This is a genomic window from Hymenobacter aerophilus DSM 13606, from assembly GCF_000382225.1.
GTDB classification, from domain to species: domain Bacteria; phylum Bacteroidota; class Bacteroidia; order Cytophagales; family Hymenobacteraceae; genus Hymenobacter; species Hymenobacter aerophilus.
The window spans coordinates 33,492-50,507 of record NZ_KB907817.1 but is presented as its reverse complement, the minus strand read 5'-3'; the positions used below and the strand labels follow the sequence as shown (position 1 = coordinate 50,507).

Sequence of the window (17,016 nt, the reverse complement as noted above, 5' to 3'; positions counted from 1 at the left end):
AGCCCCACGGGCGGCCCCGGTTGTTTAAACCAACTGAGGCCGCCCGTGGGGCTTTTTCATTCAGAAAGCACCCTACTACCGCTCCGCCCCGGCGCGGCCGTCGGCAGAAACTGGCGCGTAGTCGGGATGGGAATTTAGCGGCACGGCGGGGTCCCCAATCGGCTTTTGGGCGGCGCGCAGGGCCAGCAGCAGCGCCCCGACGGGCAGCAGCAGCGTGGCCAGCAGCAGCACCGTGTGGTAGGCCGGAATGAAGCTCCAGTCGAGCCAGAGCATGAGGCCCTGCAGAAACAGCAGCAGCTCCGTCAGCACGAAGCCGGCCAGCAGCAACCAAGCCCCCAGCCGCGCCCCCCGGCCGCGCAACGAAAGCAGCCCCTGCCCGTGCAGCAGCGCCAGCAGCGTGAGCGTAGTGGCCCCCAGCGTTACGAGGTGCACAAACCCAATCACGAAGTTGCGCACCGTAAACGACATGATGGCCACGTAGGGCACCGCCACGGCCGCGTGCACCAGCGCCTTGAACGCCAGCGAGCCAATGCCAAAACCCCACAAGCCGCGCAGCAGCGGCGAGAGCGGGGCCATGAGTTGCTGCAATGCGGGCCACACTGCCCGCAGCCACTGCACCACGCCCAGCAGCTGCAGCAGCACGCCCAGCGCCGTAATGGCATACACCGCAGGATGCCGCTCGGCCCAGGCCACCGCCAGCCCATACGTTGGCAGCAGGCTGCAGAGCAGCAGCCCGAACGCCTGCCGCAGCCGGGCCGCGTGCAGGGGCAGCTGCCGCCGTTCCAGAAAAGCCACCACCAGGCCCAGCGTGCCAAACATAAACCAGCCGTTGAGCTGCCCGTGCAGGAAGAACTGGATGGCCAGGTAAAACAGCGTCATGTTGGGCGGCCGGGAGCTCATAATAGCCCCCAGCGCCCACAGCCCCAGCGTGGATAGCACAATGCTGCCCAGGCCCGCCAGCAGGTAGGGCAGCGCGGCCGTACCGGCCAGCCGGCGGCGCAAATCGGGCCAGAGCAGGGCCACGGCCACGTACGAGAGCAGCACGTGCAGGCAGGTAACGGCAATGGAAGCCGCCGAGTAGCCCTGCAGCGCAAACAGCCCGAAAATGGCCACCACCGTCAGCTGGGTGGCCCAGAACAGGTAGGTGTAGGCCCGCCGGGTGGGGCCGGCCAGCACCACGTAGCCCGCAAACAGCGCCAGATACACCCAGCCCAGCATGGCGCCGTGGCTGTGCGCGTGCATAATGCTGCGGTACTCCACGCCCGGCACTTCCCACAGGAAGATGTAGCGCATCAGCGCGCCCAGCAGCGCCGCCACGGCCAAGTTGATAAGCGCAATTTGGATCCACCGACGAGCGGGCGGCCAGGAATCGGGCATTGATTGCATGCGGGGCGGGATAAGGAGGGAAACGCTGGCAGTAAAACTATTCTGATTCCTGGACGGGGCTTCTGATTTCTATCATCCAACTGTATGATTTTCATCATAAGACGCCCGAGCCTCGCACCCTAGATTTGACGCATTACCCACTGCTCCTGGCTGCTGCCAGCGGGCCTGACCCGGGTAGCAGCCTTAAAATCAAGCATTCGACTCCTTCAGCCACTCCTTTGCTCAGCCGCCCGCGCCAGGGGCCAAATCGTTCGGTGAACGGTCGGGGCCGGGCAGCCAGAGGAGTGCCGACAGCCGCTTTTTTCTTTTCCATTCACCTTTTTTCCCCCTTACCCCTTTTATGGCATTTTCAACCACACCCCACTCCCTCCGCTCGCTGGTGCTGGCGGCGGCGCTGCTCGCGGGCGGCGCGGCGTTCAGCGCCTGCGGCGGCAGCGACGCCCCGGCCGAAGACACGACGGCCAGCTCGGGCAGCATCTACGACACGCCGGCGGCCAAGGACGCCATGGCCAAGGCCGACGCGGCACCGGAAGCCGGCGGGGCCGATGGCATTTTCACCGCCGACCAGGTAAAGCTCGGCCCCACCGTCGACCAGGATATGGCCGCCAAGGGCAAGGCCATTTCGGAGCTCAAGTGCCAGTCGTGCCACAGCATGGGCACCAACCGTGTGGTCGGGCCGGGCTGGGCCAACATCACCGAGCACCGCAAGCCCGAGTGGATTATGAACATGATTGTGCATACCGACAAGATGCTCGACACCGACCCGGAGGCCCAGAAGGCCCTGGAGCAGTGCATGGTGCGCATGCCTAACCAGGGCCTTTCGGAAACCGAAGGCCGCGAGGTGCTGGAGTACATGCGCACGCTGGTAGCCAAAAACTAAGCTCCGCCGACCAAACGCCCCTGCGGCCGGCGGGCCAGCCCGGCCCACTAGCCGCAGGGGCCCCGGACGTTACGCAGGCGCCCGCTTGCCGGCCTGGCCGCGGATAACGTCTTCTCTCTCTAAAGTTTACAGAACCCAACGCATGCGCTTCTTACCCGATTTCCCGCAAGTCCGAATCGGCCTTCTGCTGACGGCCCTTTCCGCGTCCACGCTCCTGTTTTCCTGCCAGGAAACGGGCCAGGACAAGGCCGCCGACACCGCCGCCGCCGTCGACCTGAATGCCCCGCTGACCGGCACCGTCACGGCCGAGCTCACCGATGCCCCGCTGGTGCCCAAGCCCCTGACGTACAACACGCCCAAAAAGGTGATGGTGGAGCTGGAGGTGATAGAGAAGGTGATGAAGATTTCCGACGACACCGAGTACACCTTCTGGACTTTTGGCGGCAAAGTGCCCGGCAAGTTCATCCGGGTGCGGGTGGGCGACTTGGTGGATTTCACCCTCAAGAATGCCCCCGACAGCAAGGTGGTGCACAACATCGACCTGCACGCCGTGAACGGGCCGGGCGGCGGCGCCGAAGCCACCAACGTGGCGCCGGGCCAGAGTGCCAACTTCCAGTTTCGGGTGTTGCAGCCGGGTTTGTTTGTGTACCACTGCGCCACCGGCCCGGTGGGCATGCACATCGCCAACGGCATGTACGGCCTGATTCTGGTGGAGCCCGCCGAGGGTTTGCCCAAAGTCGACCGCGAGTTTTACCTCATGCAGGGCGACTTCTACACCAAAGGCAAGTTTGAGGCGCAGGGCCTGCAGCCCTTCGACGAGGAAAAAGCCATCCGGGAGCAGGCCGACTACGTGCTGTTTAACGGCCGCGTGCGCTCGACCACCGGCAAAAACGCCCTGCAGGCCAACGTGGGCGAAAACGTGCGCCTGTTCGTGGGCAACGGCGGGCCCAACCTGGTGTCCTCGTTCCACGCCATCGGCGAGATATTCGACAAGGTGTACATGGAAGGCGGCAGCGCGGTAAATACCAACGTGCAAACCACGCTCATTCCGGCCGGCGGCTCCAGCGTCGTCGAAATGTCGTTGCAGGTGCCGGGCGTGCTCAACCTGGTGGACCACTCGATTTACCGGGCCTTCAACAAGGGCGCCATTGCCCAGATTAAGGTGAGCGGCGAAGAAAACCCGGCCGTTTTCAAGCGCACCAAATAAGCGGGCCGGTACGCGGCCTTTGGTTGATTGACGCAGTTGGCAGCATGGCACGCATCAAGCATTTACTTTTTCTGATTCTGCTGCTGGCGGCGGCTCCCGGCGCACTGGCCCAGGCCGGCCGGGCGCCGGCCAGGCCGGTCAAGCCCATGCACACGGTGCCGGGGGGCGTGTACGCGCCGTTTTTCCGGACGGAAGCCACCCGGCCCGTGCCGGTGGCGGCCTTCCGGCTTGATGAGTACGCCGTGACCAACGCCGAGTTTATCGAGTTTGTAAAGCGCAATCCGGCCTGGCGCCGCTCGCGGGTAAACCGGCTGTTCGCCGACAAAAACTACCTCCACCACTGGGCCACCGACACCACCCTGGCCCCTACCGATGCCCGGCTGCTGTCTGCCCCGGTCGTGAGCGTGTCGTGGTTTGCCGCCCAGGCTTATGCCCGATGGAAGGGCAAGCGCCTGCCCACAGTGGCCGAGTGGGAGCTGGCCGGCAACGGCAAGCCCCGCAACATCCGCTTCAACTCGCTCACCGACTACATTCTGGATTGGTACAAGCGGCCCAACCCCGCGGTGCTGCCCCCGGTCAAGTCTACCTACGTCAACCAATACGGCCTCTACGATATGCACGGCCTGATTTGGGAGTGGACTTTCGACTTCAACAGCTTCGTGGGCTCGACCGACTCGCGGGGCAACACCACCGATGAGGTGCAGGCCTTCTGCGCCGCCGGGGCCGTGAGCGTGAAAGACAAAACCGACTACGCGGGCTTCATGCGCTTCGGCTACCGCGGCAGCCTGAAAGGCAATTTCTGCATCCAAAACCTGGGCTTCCGCTGCGCCCAAAGCATTTAATTTCCTCCATGAAACAACTCCTTCTGCTGGCCGCCGCTGGCCTGCTGCTGGCCGGCTGCAACACCAACCCCGACGAAGCCGCCGCCACCGCCCCGGCAATGGCGGCGCCCGCGCCCACCACGACGCGCCCGGTTTCGGGGCTGCCGACGGAAAGCGTGTTTCAGCTGCCCGACACCTTCGAAACCCAGGACAAGAAGCCACTGCACCTGCCCGAGCTGGCCGGCAAGCCCACGTTGCTGGCCATGGTGTTTACCAACTGCGGCTACGCCTGCCCCCGCCTCACCGACGACATGAAGGCCATTGAAACCCGGCTGGCGGCCGACGGCCAGATCAACTACGCCCTCGTCAGCTTCGATGTGGCCCGCGACTCGGCCGCGCAGCTGAAAAAGTACGCCACCGAGAAGGATTTGGGCAAAAACTGGGTGCTGCTGCGCGGCTCCGAGGAAGCCGTGCGCACGTTGTCGGTGCTGCTGAATGTGCAGTACGAAAAGGCGGCCGATGGTAATTTCTCGCACGCCAACAAGCTCATTGTGCTGGACAAAAACGGCGTGCCGCGCTTTCAGCAGGAAGGCCTGGGCGTGAACCCCGACGAAACTATCCGCCAAATCAAAACCTTGCTTAAATGAGCCGCGGCTGGCCCAAACTGTGTAGCTGTTATGATGCAGCGCATACGCTGCTTCGCCGCGCCCGCCGTATCCTTGTAGTGCCGGCTGCTGCTGTTTGCGGCGGCCCTGAATAACCGCCCAAACCGCTTGCCCCATGGAAACCGTTGCCCTATCCGACATCACCAACCAGGAAGATATCCGGCGGCTGATTGACGCCTTTTACACCGTAGTGCGCCGCGACGAGCTGCTGGGGCCCGTTTTTGCCGCCCGCATCCCCGACGGCCACTGGCCCACCCACCTCGATACCATGACGCGCTTCTGGACGGCGGCCCTGCTGGCCCAGGCGGCCGGCTACCGCGGCAACCCCGGCGCCAAGCACCTGTACCTACCCATCGGTGAGGAGCACTTCGAGCGGTGGCTGGCGCTGTTCGGCGAAATCGTGGACAGCATGTTCGTGGGCGACAATGCCACCGAAATCAAGCTCCGCGCCCGCAAAATGGGCGACCTGTTCCAGGCCAAAATGGCTATGGCCCGCCAGAATGGCCTGTCCATTCTGTAGTCAGCTACGCTAGCCTGAATTTCCGGCCGCCCAGCAGAAATGAACCGTGTAGAGACGCGTCCTCGCGTCTCAATCGTTGAACGAAATCGGTGCAACGGTGCCGTGCAATAGTCCTGTTCAACGATTGAGACGCGAGGACGCGTCTCTACACGGTTCACTGACTCCAAAGCCGCTTTCGCTTTTTACAGGAAAACCTGCCGTCTGAATTGAGAGTTGAATAGTAAGCAGCATCTGCCGGCCGGCAGATTGTGCGGCTGTCGGCCCGGAAGCTAACAGCTACCCGCTTTCAGCTAACCGCTCAGACCCATGCACATTCTGCTCACCGGGGCCACCGGCTACATTGGCCAGCGCCTGCTGCCGCTGCTCGTTGAGGCGGGCCACCACGTTACCTGCCTCGTGCGCGACGCCCGCCGCTTCGAGTTTCCGGAGCGCCTGCGCGCCAGCATCACGGTGGCCGAGGGCGACCTGCTCAAGCCCGATTCGCTGGCCGATTTGCCGCTCGATATCGACGTAGCCTACTACCTGGTGCACTCTATGAGCGGGCACGACAAGGACTTTTTCCGGCTGGAGCAGCAGTCGGCCCGGCGCTTTGGCCGCTACCTCAGCCACACCAGCTGCCGGCAGATTATCTACCTGTCGGGCATCGCCAACGACCGGGCCCTGAGCGTGCACCTTCGCTCGCGCAAAGCCGTCGAGAAAGTGCTCCGCCGCGTTGAAACCGCCCAGCTGACGGTGTTGCGGGCCAGCATCATCATCGGCTCGGGCTCGGCGTCGTTTGAGATTATCCGGGATTTGGTGGAGAAGCTGCCCGTGATGGTGACGCCGCGCTGGCTGAACTCGCGCTGCCAGCCCATCGGCATCCGCGACGTGATGTTTTACCTGCTGCAGGTGCTCGGCAACCCCGCCTGCCTCGGCCGCTCGTTCGATATTGGCGGGCCCGACGTGCTGACCTACCGCCAGATGCTGCTGGGGCTGGCCGAGGCGCGCGGGCTCCGGCGCTACATCGTCACGGTGCCCGTGCTCACGCCCCGGCTCTCGTCGTGGTGGCTGTATCTGGTCACGAGCACCACGTTTTCGCTGGCCCAGAGCCTGGTCGAAAGCCTGCGCAACGATACCGTGGCCGACCCGGCCCGCAGCATCGGGGCCGTGGTGCCCCACCAGTGCATGAGCTACGATGCGGCCGTGCGGCTGGCCTTCCAGCGCATCGAGCAGAACGAGGTGGTGAGCAGCTGGAGCGACGCGCTGAGCAGCGGCGTGATGCCCAAGCAGTTCATGGACCACATCCAGATGCCCCAGTTCGGCCTGTTCCGCGACCGGCAGACGGTTTCGTTCACGCGCCCGCCCCAGCAGGTGCTGCAAAACGTGTGGAGCATCGGCGGCGAGCGGGGCTGGTACAAGGTCGACTGGCTCTGGCGCATCCGGGGTTTGCTCGACAAGCTGGCCGGCGGCGTGGGCCTGCGCCGGGGCCGCCGCTCGCCCACCGACCTGCGCGCCGGCGACCCGCTCGACTTCTGGCGCGTGCTGGTGGCCGACCGCGCCCACGGCCGCCTGCTGCTCTACGCCGAAATGAAGCTCCCCGGCGAAGCCTGGCTGCAGTTCCGCATCCTCCCCGACCCCGAAAACGAGGGCACCAATACGCTCGAACAGCTGGCCGCCTTCCGCCCCCACGGCCTGGCCGGCCGCCTGTATTGGTACGCCATGGTGCCCTTCCACTCCATCATTTTCAAGGGCATGATTGAGAACATAGTGCACTACGGCGGGCCTAAATCTCTGACCAAGTGAATCAGTTGCGAGATTCAGCATCTACAGCGCGAATCATTAGCCACTTGTGTCGTTGCTGACGGCTAGTGAGCATAACGCAACCGTTCAATGGCACAACCGCCCCTGCACCACCGCACCTAACCAAGCCCGGAACCCGAAGCGCCCTCGAAAGCGTGGAGTTTCCGCTGAAACGCTGTATACTTGAGGACCCGCTGGGGTGTGGTGGCCCTGCTTCTACTGCAAGCTAAGCATCCGACTCATCCGATTATATTCCTCATTCGGTAAGCTTGGATGCAGAAAGCTGGAGTTTCGGCAAGCATACCACCGTGGGTATGCTTGCCGAAGGTTACTTGCGTACATAGCGCGGGTTGCCGAAACTCACAGAGGTGCCGAGTTTCGGCAACCCGGATGTTAGTGGCAATTTTGCCGAACCGACTGTAATCATTAAATATGAAGAATAAAATAGGCTTTAACTTCGTCTTCGCATTACTTGCCTTTCCAATTGGACTTGCTTTGGTTCGAGAATTTGACTTTGAGACATTCACTTTCAAAAAAACTGCATTGGGTATTCTTTACCTAATTACATTTATTTTCTGCATATGCTTTATACTGAAAAAGAAACAACAACCTGAAAAATAAAAACTGCCACTAACACGGGTTTGGCAAAAGTGGCGGCTTGGTGCTCCGCAGGCACATTTGTAGTTAATCAAACATTGATTCTCCGCATCAACATTTGTGGTAAAAATTGCCACCTTCGCCAAGCCCGAAACCGTTGGACGAGGCATGCGCAAAAAAGCCTCTCCCAAAGCACTATGCTTCGGGAGAGGCTTTCGGTTTTAAGCGGCGGCTGGTGGCTACACCTCAGCCAGCATTTCCCACCGGTCGTTGAGCTGGGCCAACTCCTTTTTCACCTGCTCGAATTTGAGCGTGGCGTCCTTGAGTTGGGAAGCGTTGTCGTAGATTTTGGGGTCGGCCAGCTGCTTTTCGTACCCGGCCAGCTCCTTTTCGCGCTCGTCGATTTTCTTTTCCACTTCGGCCAGCTCCTTGAGGGCTTTTTTCTGGTCGGGCGAGGGGGTTTTGGCGGGTGCGTGGTCTACTTTGGGCTCCTCTTTGGGTAGCGGCTTGTTGGCCGAGGGGCTGGGCAGGCCGGCTTTTTTGGCGTCCCGCTCGCGGTCTTCCTGCCACTGCTCGTACTCGGCGTAGGTGCCGGGGTACTCCTTGAGCTGGTAGTCCTCGATAAACCAGATTTTGTTGGCCACGTTCTCCACGAAAAACCGGTCGTGGCTGATGACGATGTAGGTGCCCTCGTACTGCTCCAGCGCCTGAATCAGGATGTTGACCGACTGCATGTCGAGGTGGTTGGTCGGTTCGTCGAGCAGCAGGAAGTTGGCCTCCGAAATCAGGGTTTTGGCCAGCGCCACCCGGCTTTTCTCGCCGCCTGATAGCACCTTGATTTTCTTGTAGACCTCCTCGCCGCTGAACAGAAACGAGCCCAGCACCGAGCGCAGCTCCATTTCATTGCGCTTCGAGCCGGCCTCCACCATCTCCTGCAAAATCTCGTTTTCGATGCGCAGGCTTTCGAGCTGGTGCTGGGCGTAGAACGACATGATGACGTTGTGGCCCAGCTGGTGGTTGCCGGTGGTGGGCGCCTCCTGGCCCGCCACCAGCCGCATCAGCGTGGATTTGCCCTTGCCGTTGGCCCCGATGAGCGCGATTTTGTCGCCCCGCTCGATGTGCACGTGGGTGTCGCGAAAGATGATTTTCTCGCCGTACTTCTTGCCCACGTGTTCCATGCGCAGGATGTGGCGGCCGGGGTTGACCGTGAAGTTGAACTTCATGTTCACCTTGGCATCGGCGGCGGCCACGTCCTCCACGCGCTCCAGCTTGTCGAGGGCTTTCACGCGGCTCTGGGCCTGCTTGGCCTTGCTGGCCTTGGCCTTGAAGCGCTCAATAAACCGCTCAGCCTGCCGAATCTGGGCCTGCTGGTTCTCGAAGGCGCCCTTCTGAATGGCGTTGCGCTCCTCCTTTTCTTCGAGGTAGTAGCTGTAGTTGCCGGCGTAGGGCACCAGCTTGCCGCCGGCCACCTCCACGGTGGTGTTGGTGGTGCGGTCGAGGAATTCGCGGTCGTGGCTCACGATAATCACGGCGCCCTCGTAGCCGGCCAGGTAGTTTTCAATCCACTTGATGCTGGGCAGGTCGAGGTGGTTGGTGGGTTCGTCGAGCAGCAGCAGCGAGGGTTGCTGGAGCAGGATTTTGGCCAGCATCACCCGCATCCGCCAGCCGCCCGAAAACAGCTTCAGGGGCCGCTGCAACTCCTCGGTGGTAAAGCCCAGGCCCTCCAGAATTTCCTCGGTGCGGGCCTGCATGGTGTAGCCGCCCAGCGCCTCGAACCGCTCCTGGGCGTCGGCCAGCTTCTCCACCAGCTCGTCGGAATAGTTGGTTTCGAACTCCAGCAGAATCTCGTCAATCTTCTTCTGAATGTCCAGCGCGTCGCCGAAGGCCTGCATGGCCACCGTCAGGATGGGCTCGTGCGAGTCGTAGCTGAGCAAATCCTGGTTCAGGAAGCCCAGGCTCACGTCCTTGCTCATCGAGATGGAGCCACCGTCGGGCTTGTACTCGCCCACCAGAATGCGCAGCAACGTGGATTTGCCCTTGCCGTTGAGCCCAATCAGCCCGATTTTGTCCTTGGGCTTGATGTGCAGGCTGGCCTTGTCGTAGAGCGTACGGGAGCCGAAATGGAAATCGAGGTCAGAAATGGAAATCATCTACTATCTATGCGGAGGCTATGAAGCCGCAAAGGTACGGGTTTGGGCGCGCGTTACCATACCGCAGGGTGCGAGGCGGGTACGCGCCCGATGAGCAACGGCTCGGGGTTGAATCGTTCAACGGCGAGCAGGGGCAAGCGCCGCACCCTACACCGTGCTCCTACCCCACGAACGGCCCCTTGAATTCAGGAGCCGCGCGCTTCTTCGAGGCTTGCTCGTAGGCGTAGGCCAGGCCCAGCAACGGGCCTTCCTGCCAAGCCGCGCCCACGAACGACAAGCCCACCGGCAGCCCGTAGGCTTGGCCCATCGGTACCGTTACGTGCGGGTAGCCGGCCATGGCGGCCGGCGACGAAAAGCCTGGGCCGCCGCCCGAGTCGCCGTTTATCAGGTCGATGCAGCGGGCCGGGGCGTTGGTGATGGCCACGATGGCGGATAGCCGGTTCTTTTGCAGTACGCCGTCGAGGGCGGCGCGGGCGCCCTGGTGCGACTTTTTCAGGGCCGCCTGGTAGGCGGGCGTTTTCAGGTCGCCGAGCTTTTGGGAGGCTTCCAGGATTTCCTGCTGGAAGAAGGGCATAGCCTTGTCCTTGTTGGCGGTGTTGAATTGGATGACGTCGGCCAGGGTTTTGACGGGCGCGCCGGCCGTGGCCAGGTACTGGTTCACGCCGTCCTTGAACTCGTAAAGCAGCACGTCGTACTCGGCCTGTCCGAGCGGGTCGGTGAGCTTCTCCACTTCGACCTCCACGATGGTGGCGCCCTGGGCCTTCAGCACTTCCAGGGCCGCCAGCAGCAGCGGCACGGCTTCCGACGAGCCCGTCAGGTGGCCTTTTTCCACGCCCAGGCGCCGGCCTTTCAGCGCATCCGTTTTCAGGAAGGCAGTGTAGTCGGGGGCGGCTTGGCCGGTGCCGGCTTTGGTGGCCGGGTCGCGCGGGTCGGGGCCGGCGAGCGGGCCCAGCAGCAGGGCCGCGTCGTGCACGGTGCGCGTCATGGGGCCGGCCGTGTCCTGGGTGGCCGAGATGGGGATGATGCCGGCGCGGCTCCAGAGGCCCACCGTGGGTTTCACGCCCACCAGCCCGCTGCACGAAGCCGGCGACACGATGGAGCCGTCGGTTTCGGTGCCGATGGCGGCGGCGCAGAAGTTGGCCGCCGCCGCCGCGCCCGAGCCGGCCGACGAGCCGCTGGGCGTGCGGTCGAGGATGTAGGGGTTCTTGGTTTGGCCACCTACGCTGCTCCAGCCGCTGGTGGAGCGCGTCGAGCGGAAATTGGCCCACTCGCTGAGGTTGGTTTTGCCCAGCACCACGGCCCCGGCGGCCCGCAGCTTCTGCACAATAAAGGCGTCCTGCTTCGCCTTGTGGCCGGCCAGGGCCAGCGAGCCGGCGGTGGTGGGCTGCTGGTCGGCGGTGTCGATGTTGTCTTTGAGCAGAATGGGGATGCCGTGCAGCGGGCCGCGGATTTTACCCTCCTTGCGCTCCTGGTCGAGGGCGTGGGCCAGGGCGAGGGCCTCGGGGTTGGTCAGTAGCACCGCATTCAGCTTCGGGCCCTGGCGGTTGAGGGCCTGGATGCGGTTGAGGTAGAGTTCGGTAATGCCGCGGGAGGTCATTTCGCCGTGCGTCATCTTGGCCTGCAGCTCGGCCAGCGTGAGCTCCAGCAGCGGGAAGTCGGCCGCTTCGGGGGCCTCGGCGGCGGGCGCGGCGGGGCCGGTTTCGGGGGTGGCGGCACGGTCGGCGGGGGCGGGCGACGAGCAGGCAGCCAGCGAAAGCACGGACAGACTCAGGCCGGTGAGGGAGCCCTGGCGCAGGAAGATTCGACGGTTCATGGAAACGAGTGGGTTTGGGGCTTCAAGATAAGACGCCGCCGGCTTTTGGCGCGGCCCGAACGCGGCGGCGAGTATATTCGCTGTTGCCGGCCCGCCGTGGGCGGCGTGGCAAGGCCGCTTCCGGCCACGTCGCCGCATTCTGCGTAGTATGCGGTCAGCCACCTGTCTTCCTCCGCCCCTAAGCCGCCGGTCTCGTTCCAACCGTGTTTTCAGTTTCTTCGCCGATGCTCGCCATAACCTCGCTGCTTAATCCGCAGAACGCCGACCGCATCAATTCCATCATCCGCAGCCTGGAAACCGAGTTCGGCCTCGACGATGTGCAGGCCACGCCCGACCCGCACATCACCTACCAGCTGGCGGGCGTGCGCAAGGGCGCGGCTCTGCGGCAGGTGCTGCGCGGCGTGGCCCGCAACACCAGGCCGTTTGTGGCCCACACCACCGGGCTGGGCATTTTTCCGGGCCCCAACCCGGTTATCTACATCCCGGTGCTGCGTTGCGACGCGCTCAACCAGCTGCACCACCGCATCCGGCAGGCCACCGCGCCGCTGTGCCTGCGCACCGACAAGTTCAGCGGGCCCGACTGCTGGCTGCCCCATATTTCGCTGGCCCTGCACGACACCACGCCCGAGCTGCTGGGCCCGGTGATGCAGTACCTCAACCAGCAGACCTTCGATTTAAAGCTCAGCATCTCCAACCTGGCCATTCTGCGGCAGGAAGGCGAAAAGTTTACGGCCGAGAAAATACTGCCCTTCGAAGGCCACCGCCAGGAGGCCGCGCCCACGCTGTTCGGCCCCGAAAACCAGCCCCTGCCGGGCTGCAACTAGCTTTTTCCCCCGACTTAACCGGCCCGGCGCCGGCCAGCTGACACCAGGCGTGCAAAACTGCCCGCCAGCCCCGACCTTTGCCTTTCACCAATTCCCCGTTCTATGTACCCTACCCTGCTACTACTGCACTCCTGGACGCGCTGGCTCGTGCTCATTTTCGGCCTGATTGCCATTTTTCGGGCTTTCTCGGGCTGGCAGAACCGCCGCCCCTACGTGGGAGCCGATAACGGCATGGCTGCTTCCTTTGTGGGCTCGATGCACCTGCAGCTGTTGCTGGGCCTGATTCTGTACTTCGTGAGCCCGGTGGGCGCCAAGGCCTTCGAAACGGCCGGCAGCGCCGTGATGAAGGACGCCACGGGCCGTTTCTTCGCCATGGAGCATCTGGTGATGATGATTCTGGCTGTGATTATTGCGCAGGTGGGCCGCATCGTCTCGAAAAAAGCCACCGACCCGGTGCTCAAGCACAAGAAGGCCTTCATCTGGTTTTCGGTGGCGCTGGTTATCGTGCTGCTGATGATTCCGTGGGGCATCTGGAACCCCGAGCGGCCGTTGTTCCGCTTTTAGCGGCGGCACGGTTTCGCCCGTTTTAGTACCAGTGGCGCTCCGCGCCGGGCACCCGCGGGCGGCCCGGCGCGGAGCGCCCGTTTTACCCGCTGCCCGTTTGCTGCCCGGTTTTTGCGGCCGCGCAGCGTTTGGTTTCGTCTGTAAGGTTGCTGCTTTTGCGTTTCGTTGTTTTTTTCTGCCTGTTCTGTCTTTTCGCCGTCCCTGTTTTCAGCCAGCGCGGCCCCACGGCCGTGGCCCGGCCCGGCGAGGGCGCTCACTCCTTATTGCGCCGCCACGGCCTGCCCGATGCGCGGCACTTCCAGCAGTTTCTGCAGCTCAACCAGGGCCGCCTGACGGCCAAAAACGGGCTGATTGCGGGCCGCACCTACCGCCTGCCGGCCCGCGGTAAATCGGCGGGCCCTGCGGCCGCTTCGGCGTCCCACACCCCGGCCGGCAGCTCGGCCTCGGTGCTGCACGCGCCCATCTTCGGCCCCAAATACAGCCGCGTGCGGGTGCTCGACCGCACCATGCGCGGGGCCGTGTTCTACCTCTCGCCCGGCCACGGCGGCCCCGACCCGGGCGCGGTGGGCAAGTACGGGAAGCATCTGCTGGCCGAAGATGAGTACGCCTACGACGTAACGCTGCGCCTGGCCCGGGTGCTGATGGAGCACGGCGCCACCGTGTACATGCTGGTGCAGGACCCAAACGACGGCATCCGCGACGAGCAGTTCCTCAAAATCGACCGTGACGAGCTGACCTATCCGCGCCAACGCATTCCGCTCAACCAGCTGGCCCGCCTGCGCCAGCGCATGGTGCAGGCCAACCAGCTATACGCCCGCCACAAAGGCGCCTACCAGCGGCTGCTGTCGCTGCACGTGGATAGCCGCAGCCAGGGCCAGAAGATTGACGTGTTTTTCTACCACCACGCCAACAGCAAAGCGGGCCTGCGCACGGCTACCAACATCCACCGCGTGTTCACCAGCCGCTACGCCCGCGCCCAGCCCAACCGCCCCTACTCGGGCAACGTGCTGCCCCGCAGCTCGCTCTACGAAGTGCGCACCAGCCACGCGCCAGCCGTTTTCATGGAGCTGGGCAACATCCACAACGCCCGCGACCAACCCCGCTTCCTGCTCCCCGACAACCGCCAGGCCCTCGCCAACTGGATTTACGAAGGCCTGCGGGCAGATTACAAAGGGCGGTGATTTGGCAGTTTGGTGACCATGCTGTCATCCTGAGCGCAGCGAAGGACCTATATAGAGGCTATATCCATTGCTTGGCTTCTGTATAGGTCCTTCGCTGCGCTCAGGATGACAGCATGGTTTCACCAAATTACCAAATCACCGCCCCTTACGGGTTTATCAACAGAAACAGGAGGTTGTGGTAGAGGATGCCCTGCTCGCCGTCGTGGATGCCGTCGAGGCCGGCGTCTTCGAGCAGGGCTTCCACTTCTTCGTAGTCGCGCAGGAAGTCGATTTCGGGTTCGTCTTCGCCGGGGATTTGGGTGTGGGTGAGGTAGCGGCGGCGGGCTTCGAGGGTGATGTAGAGCTTCTGGTGCGCGGTTTGGGCGATGAGCAGGGCCGAATGCGGAATCAGGATTTCGTCGCCGTCCTCGTCTTCGCCGCGGGTGTACACGGTCGTCTTTTCGGCGTCGGTGGTGTGCTGCAGGAAGGTGTAGGTATCGAGGGACATGGCGCGGCGGGAAAGGTCGGTGGTAGGCCAAGATACGCGAATAGGGCCGAAAATGCTGGCTTTTCGGGGAAGGTTGGCAGAATCGGTACCTTTGGGCTACCCCCATTTCCCACCCATCCACCAAATCCCACCCCCATGACCAACCCCGCCGACCACGCCCACATCAACGGGCAGCGCCTGAACCCCGAGAGCCTGATGATGAGCTACGGCTACACGCCGGCCTGGAGCGAGGGCGCCATCAAGCCGCCCATTTTCCAGACGTCCACGTTCGTGTTCAAGAACGCCGAGGAGGGCAAGGCCTTCTTCGAGCTGGCCTACGGCTTGCGGCAGCAGGGTCCGGAGGAGGAAATGGGCCTCATCTATTCGCGCCTCAACAACCCCAGCCTCGAAATCCTCGAAAACCGACTCACGCTCTGGGACGAGGCCGAGGAAGCCGCCACCTTCGCCTCGGGCATGGCCGCCATCAGCACCACCCTGCTGGCCCTGTTGCAGCCCGGCGACGTGGTGCTGCACTCCGAGCCGGTGTACGGCGGCTCCGATTTCTTCCTGAAAAACGTGCTGCGCAAGTTCGGCATCGAGGCCGTGGGCTTCCGGCCCAGCGCCAGCCCCGAAGAAATGCAGGCCCAGGCCGCCGCTATTGCCCCCGGCCGCCTGGCCATGGTGTACGTGGAGACGCCCGCCAACCCCACCAACCACCTCATCGACCTGGAGGCCTGCGCCGCCCTGGTCCGCCAGTACAGCACGCCCGACAAGCCGGTGCGCTTCGTGGTCGATAACACCTTCCTGGGGCCCGTGTTCCAGCACCCGCTCAAGCACGGCGCCGACGTGGTGCTGTACTCGGCCACCAAGTTCCTGGGCGGCCACTCCGACCTCATTGCCGGCGCTGCGCTCAGCAGTCATGCCCTGATGAAGGAAATCAAGGCCATGCGCACGTTCATGGGCACCATGTGCGACCCCAACACCGGCTGGATGCTCATGCGCAGCCTCGAAACGCTGAAGCTGCGCATGGAGCGCGCCGCCCAATCGGCCCAAACCATTGCCGACTGGCTGCGGGCGCACCCGCTGGTAGCGCGCACGCACTACCTCACCCACCTCGAAGGCAACCCCGCCCAGCAGGACATCTACCGCCGCCAGTGCCTCTCGCCGGGCTCCATGATTTCGTTCGACATCAAGGGCGGCGAGGCCGAAGCCTTCCGGTTCCTGAACGCCCTCAAGCTCATCAAGCTGGCCGTAAGCCTGGGCGGCACCGAGAGCCTGGCCGAGCACCCCGGCACCATGACCCACTCCGACATCACGCTCGAAGACCAGAAGGAAATGGGCATCACCCCCCAGATGATTCGCCTGAGCATCGGCGTGGAAGACCCGCAGGATTTGATGCTGGATTTGGGTCAGGCCTTTGAAGCCGTGGGCGTGGGCAAGGGTGTGAAGGTGGCGGAAATGGCATAATCCGCCAGCTTCTCCGGATACTAAGGGTCTCGGGTTCGCCTGTTAAACAATTTGGGCCTAAACAATTTGAAATTGTTTAGGCCCAAATTGTTTAAGTTCACCAACTCATCTTGATTCTCTGTCATGGATACGCTCCCGCTTCGTACCCGCTTCGGGCTTTCGCAGGAAATGATGGCCGGCTGGCTGGGTGTGCCCCGGTCGAGTCTGGCCCTGACCGAGCGGGGCTACCAATCGACTACCGATACTACGGGGGTACAGCAGGCGCGCCTGACGCTGGCCGCCCAGGGCCTTGTGTACGATGGCGCGGGCGGCAGCTTCCCCGCCCCGTCGGCTTTGCCCGAGCCGCCGCCGGACCTGCAGGAGCTGGAATACCGCCTGCGCCAGTGCCGAGCGAAGATGCAGCACCTGGAGTTACAGTTGGCTACCCTGCATCGGCGGGCGGCTCCGTACCTGGCCCGGCTGGCCATTGCGCCGGCCCTGCGGGCTTACCCCGGTCCGGTCGCCAGTCCGGAGGACGAAGCGGGCTGGCTCACTGTTTTCGAGCTGGAAGCCCGCCGCCAGCTGCGCGAGCATTGCGGGGCCACCGCCCGGCTGCTGTTGGAGACCAGCCTGGCCGGCGTACGGCGCGAAGCCGAGTTGCTGGCCGAAATTGTGGAGGCGTCAGCGACACCATGATTTTTATTTGCCGTTGTCCGG

The 17,016-nt window shown here is 63.4% G+C and carries 15 protein-coding genes; 11 read left to right on the top strand and 4 right to left on the bottom strand.

What is annotated here, in order from left to right; translation table 11 throughout:
* Positions 1–75: 75 nt before the first annotated feature.
* The gene (locus H145_RS21295; RefSeq protein WP_157541549.1) at positions 76–1,386 is read right to left on the bottom strand and encodes a hypothetical protein; all 1,311 of its coding nucleotides are present in this window, start codon (positions 1,384–1,386) and stop codon (positions 76–78) included.
* Positions 1,387–1,726: 340 nt separating this feature from the next.
* On the opposite strand from H145_RS21295, the gene H145_RS0113330 reads away from it, so the two are divergent.
* The 6 genes from H145_RS0113330 (at position 1,727) to H145_RS0113305 (ending at position 7,261) form a co-directional block, all read left to right on the top strand.
* Positions 1,727–2,266 (top strand): c-type cytochrome, encoded by a 540-nt coding sequence (locus H145_RS0113330; RefSeq protein WP_019948658.1) that lies wholly within the window; start codon positions 1,727–1,729, stop codon positions 2,264–2,266.
* A 142-nt stretch (positions 2,267–2,408) separates the two neighbouring features.
* Positions 2,409–3,473 carry a copper-containing nitrite reductase gene (nirK, locus tag H145_RS0113325; protein WP_019948657.1) on the top strand — a complete coding sequence of 355 codons (1,065 nt, stop codon included), beginning with the start codon at positions 2,409–2,411 and terminating at the stop codon, positions 3,471–3,473.
* A 44-nt stretch (positions 3,474–3,517) separates the two neighbouring features.
* Positions 3,518–4,315, top strand: a complete 798-nt coding sequence (locus H145_RS0113320) for a formylglycine-generating enzyme family protein (protein ID WP_019948656.1) — start codon at positions 3,518–3,520, stop codon at positions 4,313–4,315.
* A gap of 8 nt (positions 4,316–4,323) precedes the next feature.
* The gene (locus tag H145_RS0113315; RefSeq protein ID WP_019948655.1) at positions 4,324–4,941 is read left to right on the top strand and encodes an SCO family protein; all 618 of its coding nucleotides are present in this window, start codon (positions 4,324–4,326) and stop codon (positions 4,939–4,941) included.
* Positions 4,942–5,074: 133 nt separating this feature from the next.
* Positions 5,075–5,479 carry a group III truncated hemoglobin gene (locus H145_RS0113310; protein ID WP_019948654.1) on the top strand — a complete coding sequence of 135 codons (405 nt, stop codon included), beginning with the start codon at positions 5,075–5,077 and terminating at the stop codon, positions 5,477–5,479.
* Positions 5,480–5,785: 306 nt separating this feature from the next.
* On the top strand, positions 5,786–7,261 hold the full coding sequence (locus tag H145_RS0113305; RefSeq protein WP_019948653.1) for an SDR family oxidoreductase: 1,476 nt from the start codon (positions 5,786–5,788) through the stop codon (positions 7,259–7,261).
* An 833-nt stretch (positions 7,262–8,094) separates the two neighbouring features.
* Here H145_RS0113305 and H145_RS0113295 read toward each other — a convergent pair.
* Both H145_RS0113295 and H145_RS0113290 read right to left on the bottom strand, forming a co-directional pair.
* Entirely contained in the window at positions 8,095–10,005 is a 1,911-nt protein-coding gene (locus tag H145_RS0113295; RefSeq protein WP_019948651.1) for an ABC-F family ATP-binding cassette domain-containing protein, read from the bottom strand.
* Positions 10,006–10,165: 160 nt separating this feature from the next.
* Positions 10,166–11,818, bottom strand: coding sequence for an amidase (locus H145_RS0113290; protein ID WP_019948650.1), 1,653 nt, complete (start codon positions 11,816–11,818; stop codon positions 10,166–10,168).
* 224 nt (positions 11,819–12,042) lie between these two features.
* Here H145_RS0113290 and H145_RS21290 point away from each other — a divergent pair, with 224 nt between their 5' ends.
* The 3 genes from H145_RS21290 to H145_RS0113275 all read left to right on the top strand — a co-directional run bounded on the left by H145_RS21290 (position 12,043) and on the right by H145_RS0113275 (position 14,387).
* Positions 12,043–12,642 (top strand): 2'-5' RNA ligase family protein, encoded by a 600-nt coding sequence (locus H145_RS21290; protein WP_019948649.1) that lies wholly within the window; start codon positions 12,043–12,045, stop codon positions 12,640–12,642.
* Positions 12,643–12,744: 102 nt separating this feature from the next.
* The gene (locus H145_RS0113280; RefSeq protein ID WP_019948648.1) at positions 12,745–13,206 is read left to right on the top strand and encodes a hypothetical protein; all 462 of its coding nucleotides are present in this window, start codon (positions 12,745–12,747) and stop codon (positions 13,204–13,206) included.
* A 155-nt stretch (positions 13,207–13,361) separates the two neighbouring features.
* Positions 13,362–14,387, top strand: a complete 1,026-nt coding sequence (locus tag H145_RS0113275) for an N-acetylmuramoyl-L-alanine amidase family protein (protein WP_240471703.1) — start codon at positions 13,362–13,364, stop codon at positions 14,385–14,387.
* 145 nt (positions 14,388–14,532) lie between these two features.
* Here the strand turns inward: H145_RS0113275 and H145_RS0113270 are convergent, their stop codons facing one another.
* Positions 14,533–14,874: a hypothetical protein gene (locus H145_RS0113270; protein WP_019948646.1), complete on the bottom strand. Its 342-nt coding sequence runs from the start codon at positions 14,872–14,874 to the stop codon at positions 14,533–14,535.
* Positions 14,875–15,009: 135 nt separating this feature from the next.
* On the opposite strand from H145_RS0113270, the gene H145_RS0113265 reads away from it, so the two are divergent.
* Together H145_RS0113265 and H145_RS0113260 are read left to right on the top strand one after the other, a co-directional pair.
* On the top strand, positions 15,010–16,320 hold the full coding sequence (locus H145_RS0113265; RefSeq protein WP_019948645.1) for a cystathionine gamma-synthase family protein: 1,311 nt from the start codon (positions 15,010–15,012) through the stop codon (positions 16,318–16,320).
* Positions 16,321–16,443: 123 nt separating this feature from the next.
* Complete coding sequence (locus H145_RS0113260) at positions 16,444–16,995, top strand: hypothetical protein (RefSeq protein WP_019948644.1); 552 nt, start codon at positions 16,444–16,446, stop codon at positions 16,993–16,995.
* The last annotated feature ends 21 nt before the right edge of the window (positions 16,996–17,016 follow it).

Coding starts and splice junctions, on each gene's coding strand:
- H145_RS21295 (WP_157541549.1), bottom strand. CDS start 1,386: ATGCAATCAATGCCCGATTCCTGGCCGCCCGCTCGTCGGTGGATCCAA.
- H145_RS0113270 (WP_019948646.1), bottom strand. CDS start 14,874: ATGTCCCTCGATACCTACACCTTCCTGCAGCACACCACCGACGCCGAA.
- H145_RS21290 (WP_019948649.1), top strand. CDS start 12,043: ATGCTCGCCATAACCTCGCTGCTTAATCCGCAGAACGCCGACCGCATC.
- H145_RS0113295 (WP_019948651.1), bottom strand. CDS start 10,005: ATGATTTCCATTTCTGACCTCGATTTCCATTTCGGCTCCCGTACGCTC.
- H145_RS0113265 (WP_019948645.1), top strand. CDS start 15,010: ATGACCAACCCCGCCGACCACGCCCACATCAACGGGCAGCGCCTGAAC.
- H145_RS0113305 (WP_019948653.1), top strand. CDS start 5,786: ATGCACATTCTGCTCACCGGGGCCACCGGCTACATTGGCCAGCGCCTG.
- H145_RS0113320 (WP_019948656.1), top strand. CDS start 3,518: ATGGCACGCATCAAGCATTTACTTTTTCTGATTCTGCTGCTGGCGGCG.
- H145_RS0113315 (WP_019948655.1), top strand. CDS start 4,324: ATGAAACAACTCCTTCTGCTGGCCGCCGCTGGCCTGCTGCTGGCCGGC.
- H145_RS0113280 (WP_019948648.1), top strand. CDS start 12,745: ATGTACCCTACCCTGCTACTACTGCACTCCTGGACGCGCTGGCTCGTG.
- H145_RS0113290 (WP_019948650.1), bottom strand. CDS start 11,818: ATGAACCGTCGAATCTTCCTGCGCCAGGGCTCCCTCACCGGCCTGAGT.
- nirK (WP_019948657.1), top strand. CDS start 2,409: ATGCGCTTCTTACCCGATTTCCCGCAAGTCCGAATCGGCCTTCTGCTG.
- H145_RS0113260 (WP_019948644.1), top strand. CDS start 16,444: ATGGATACGCTCCCGCTTCGTACCCGCTTCGGGCTTTCGCAGGAAATG.
- H145_RS0113330 (WP_019948658.1), top strand. CDS start 1,727: ATGGCATTTTCAACCACACCCCACTCCCTCCGCTCGCTGGTGCTGGCG.
- H145_RS0113310 (WP_019948654.1), top strand. CDS start 5,075: ATGGAAACCGTTGCCCTATCCGACATCACCAACCAGGAAGATATCCGG.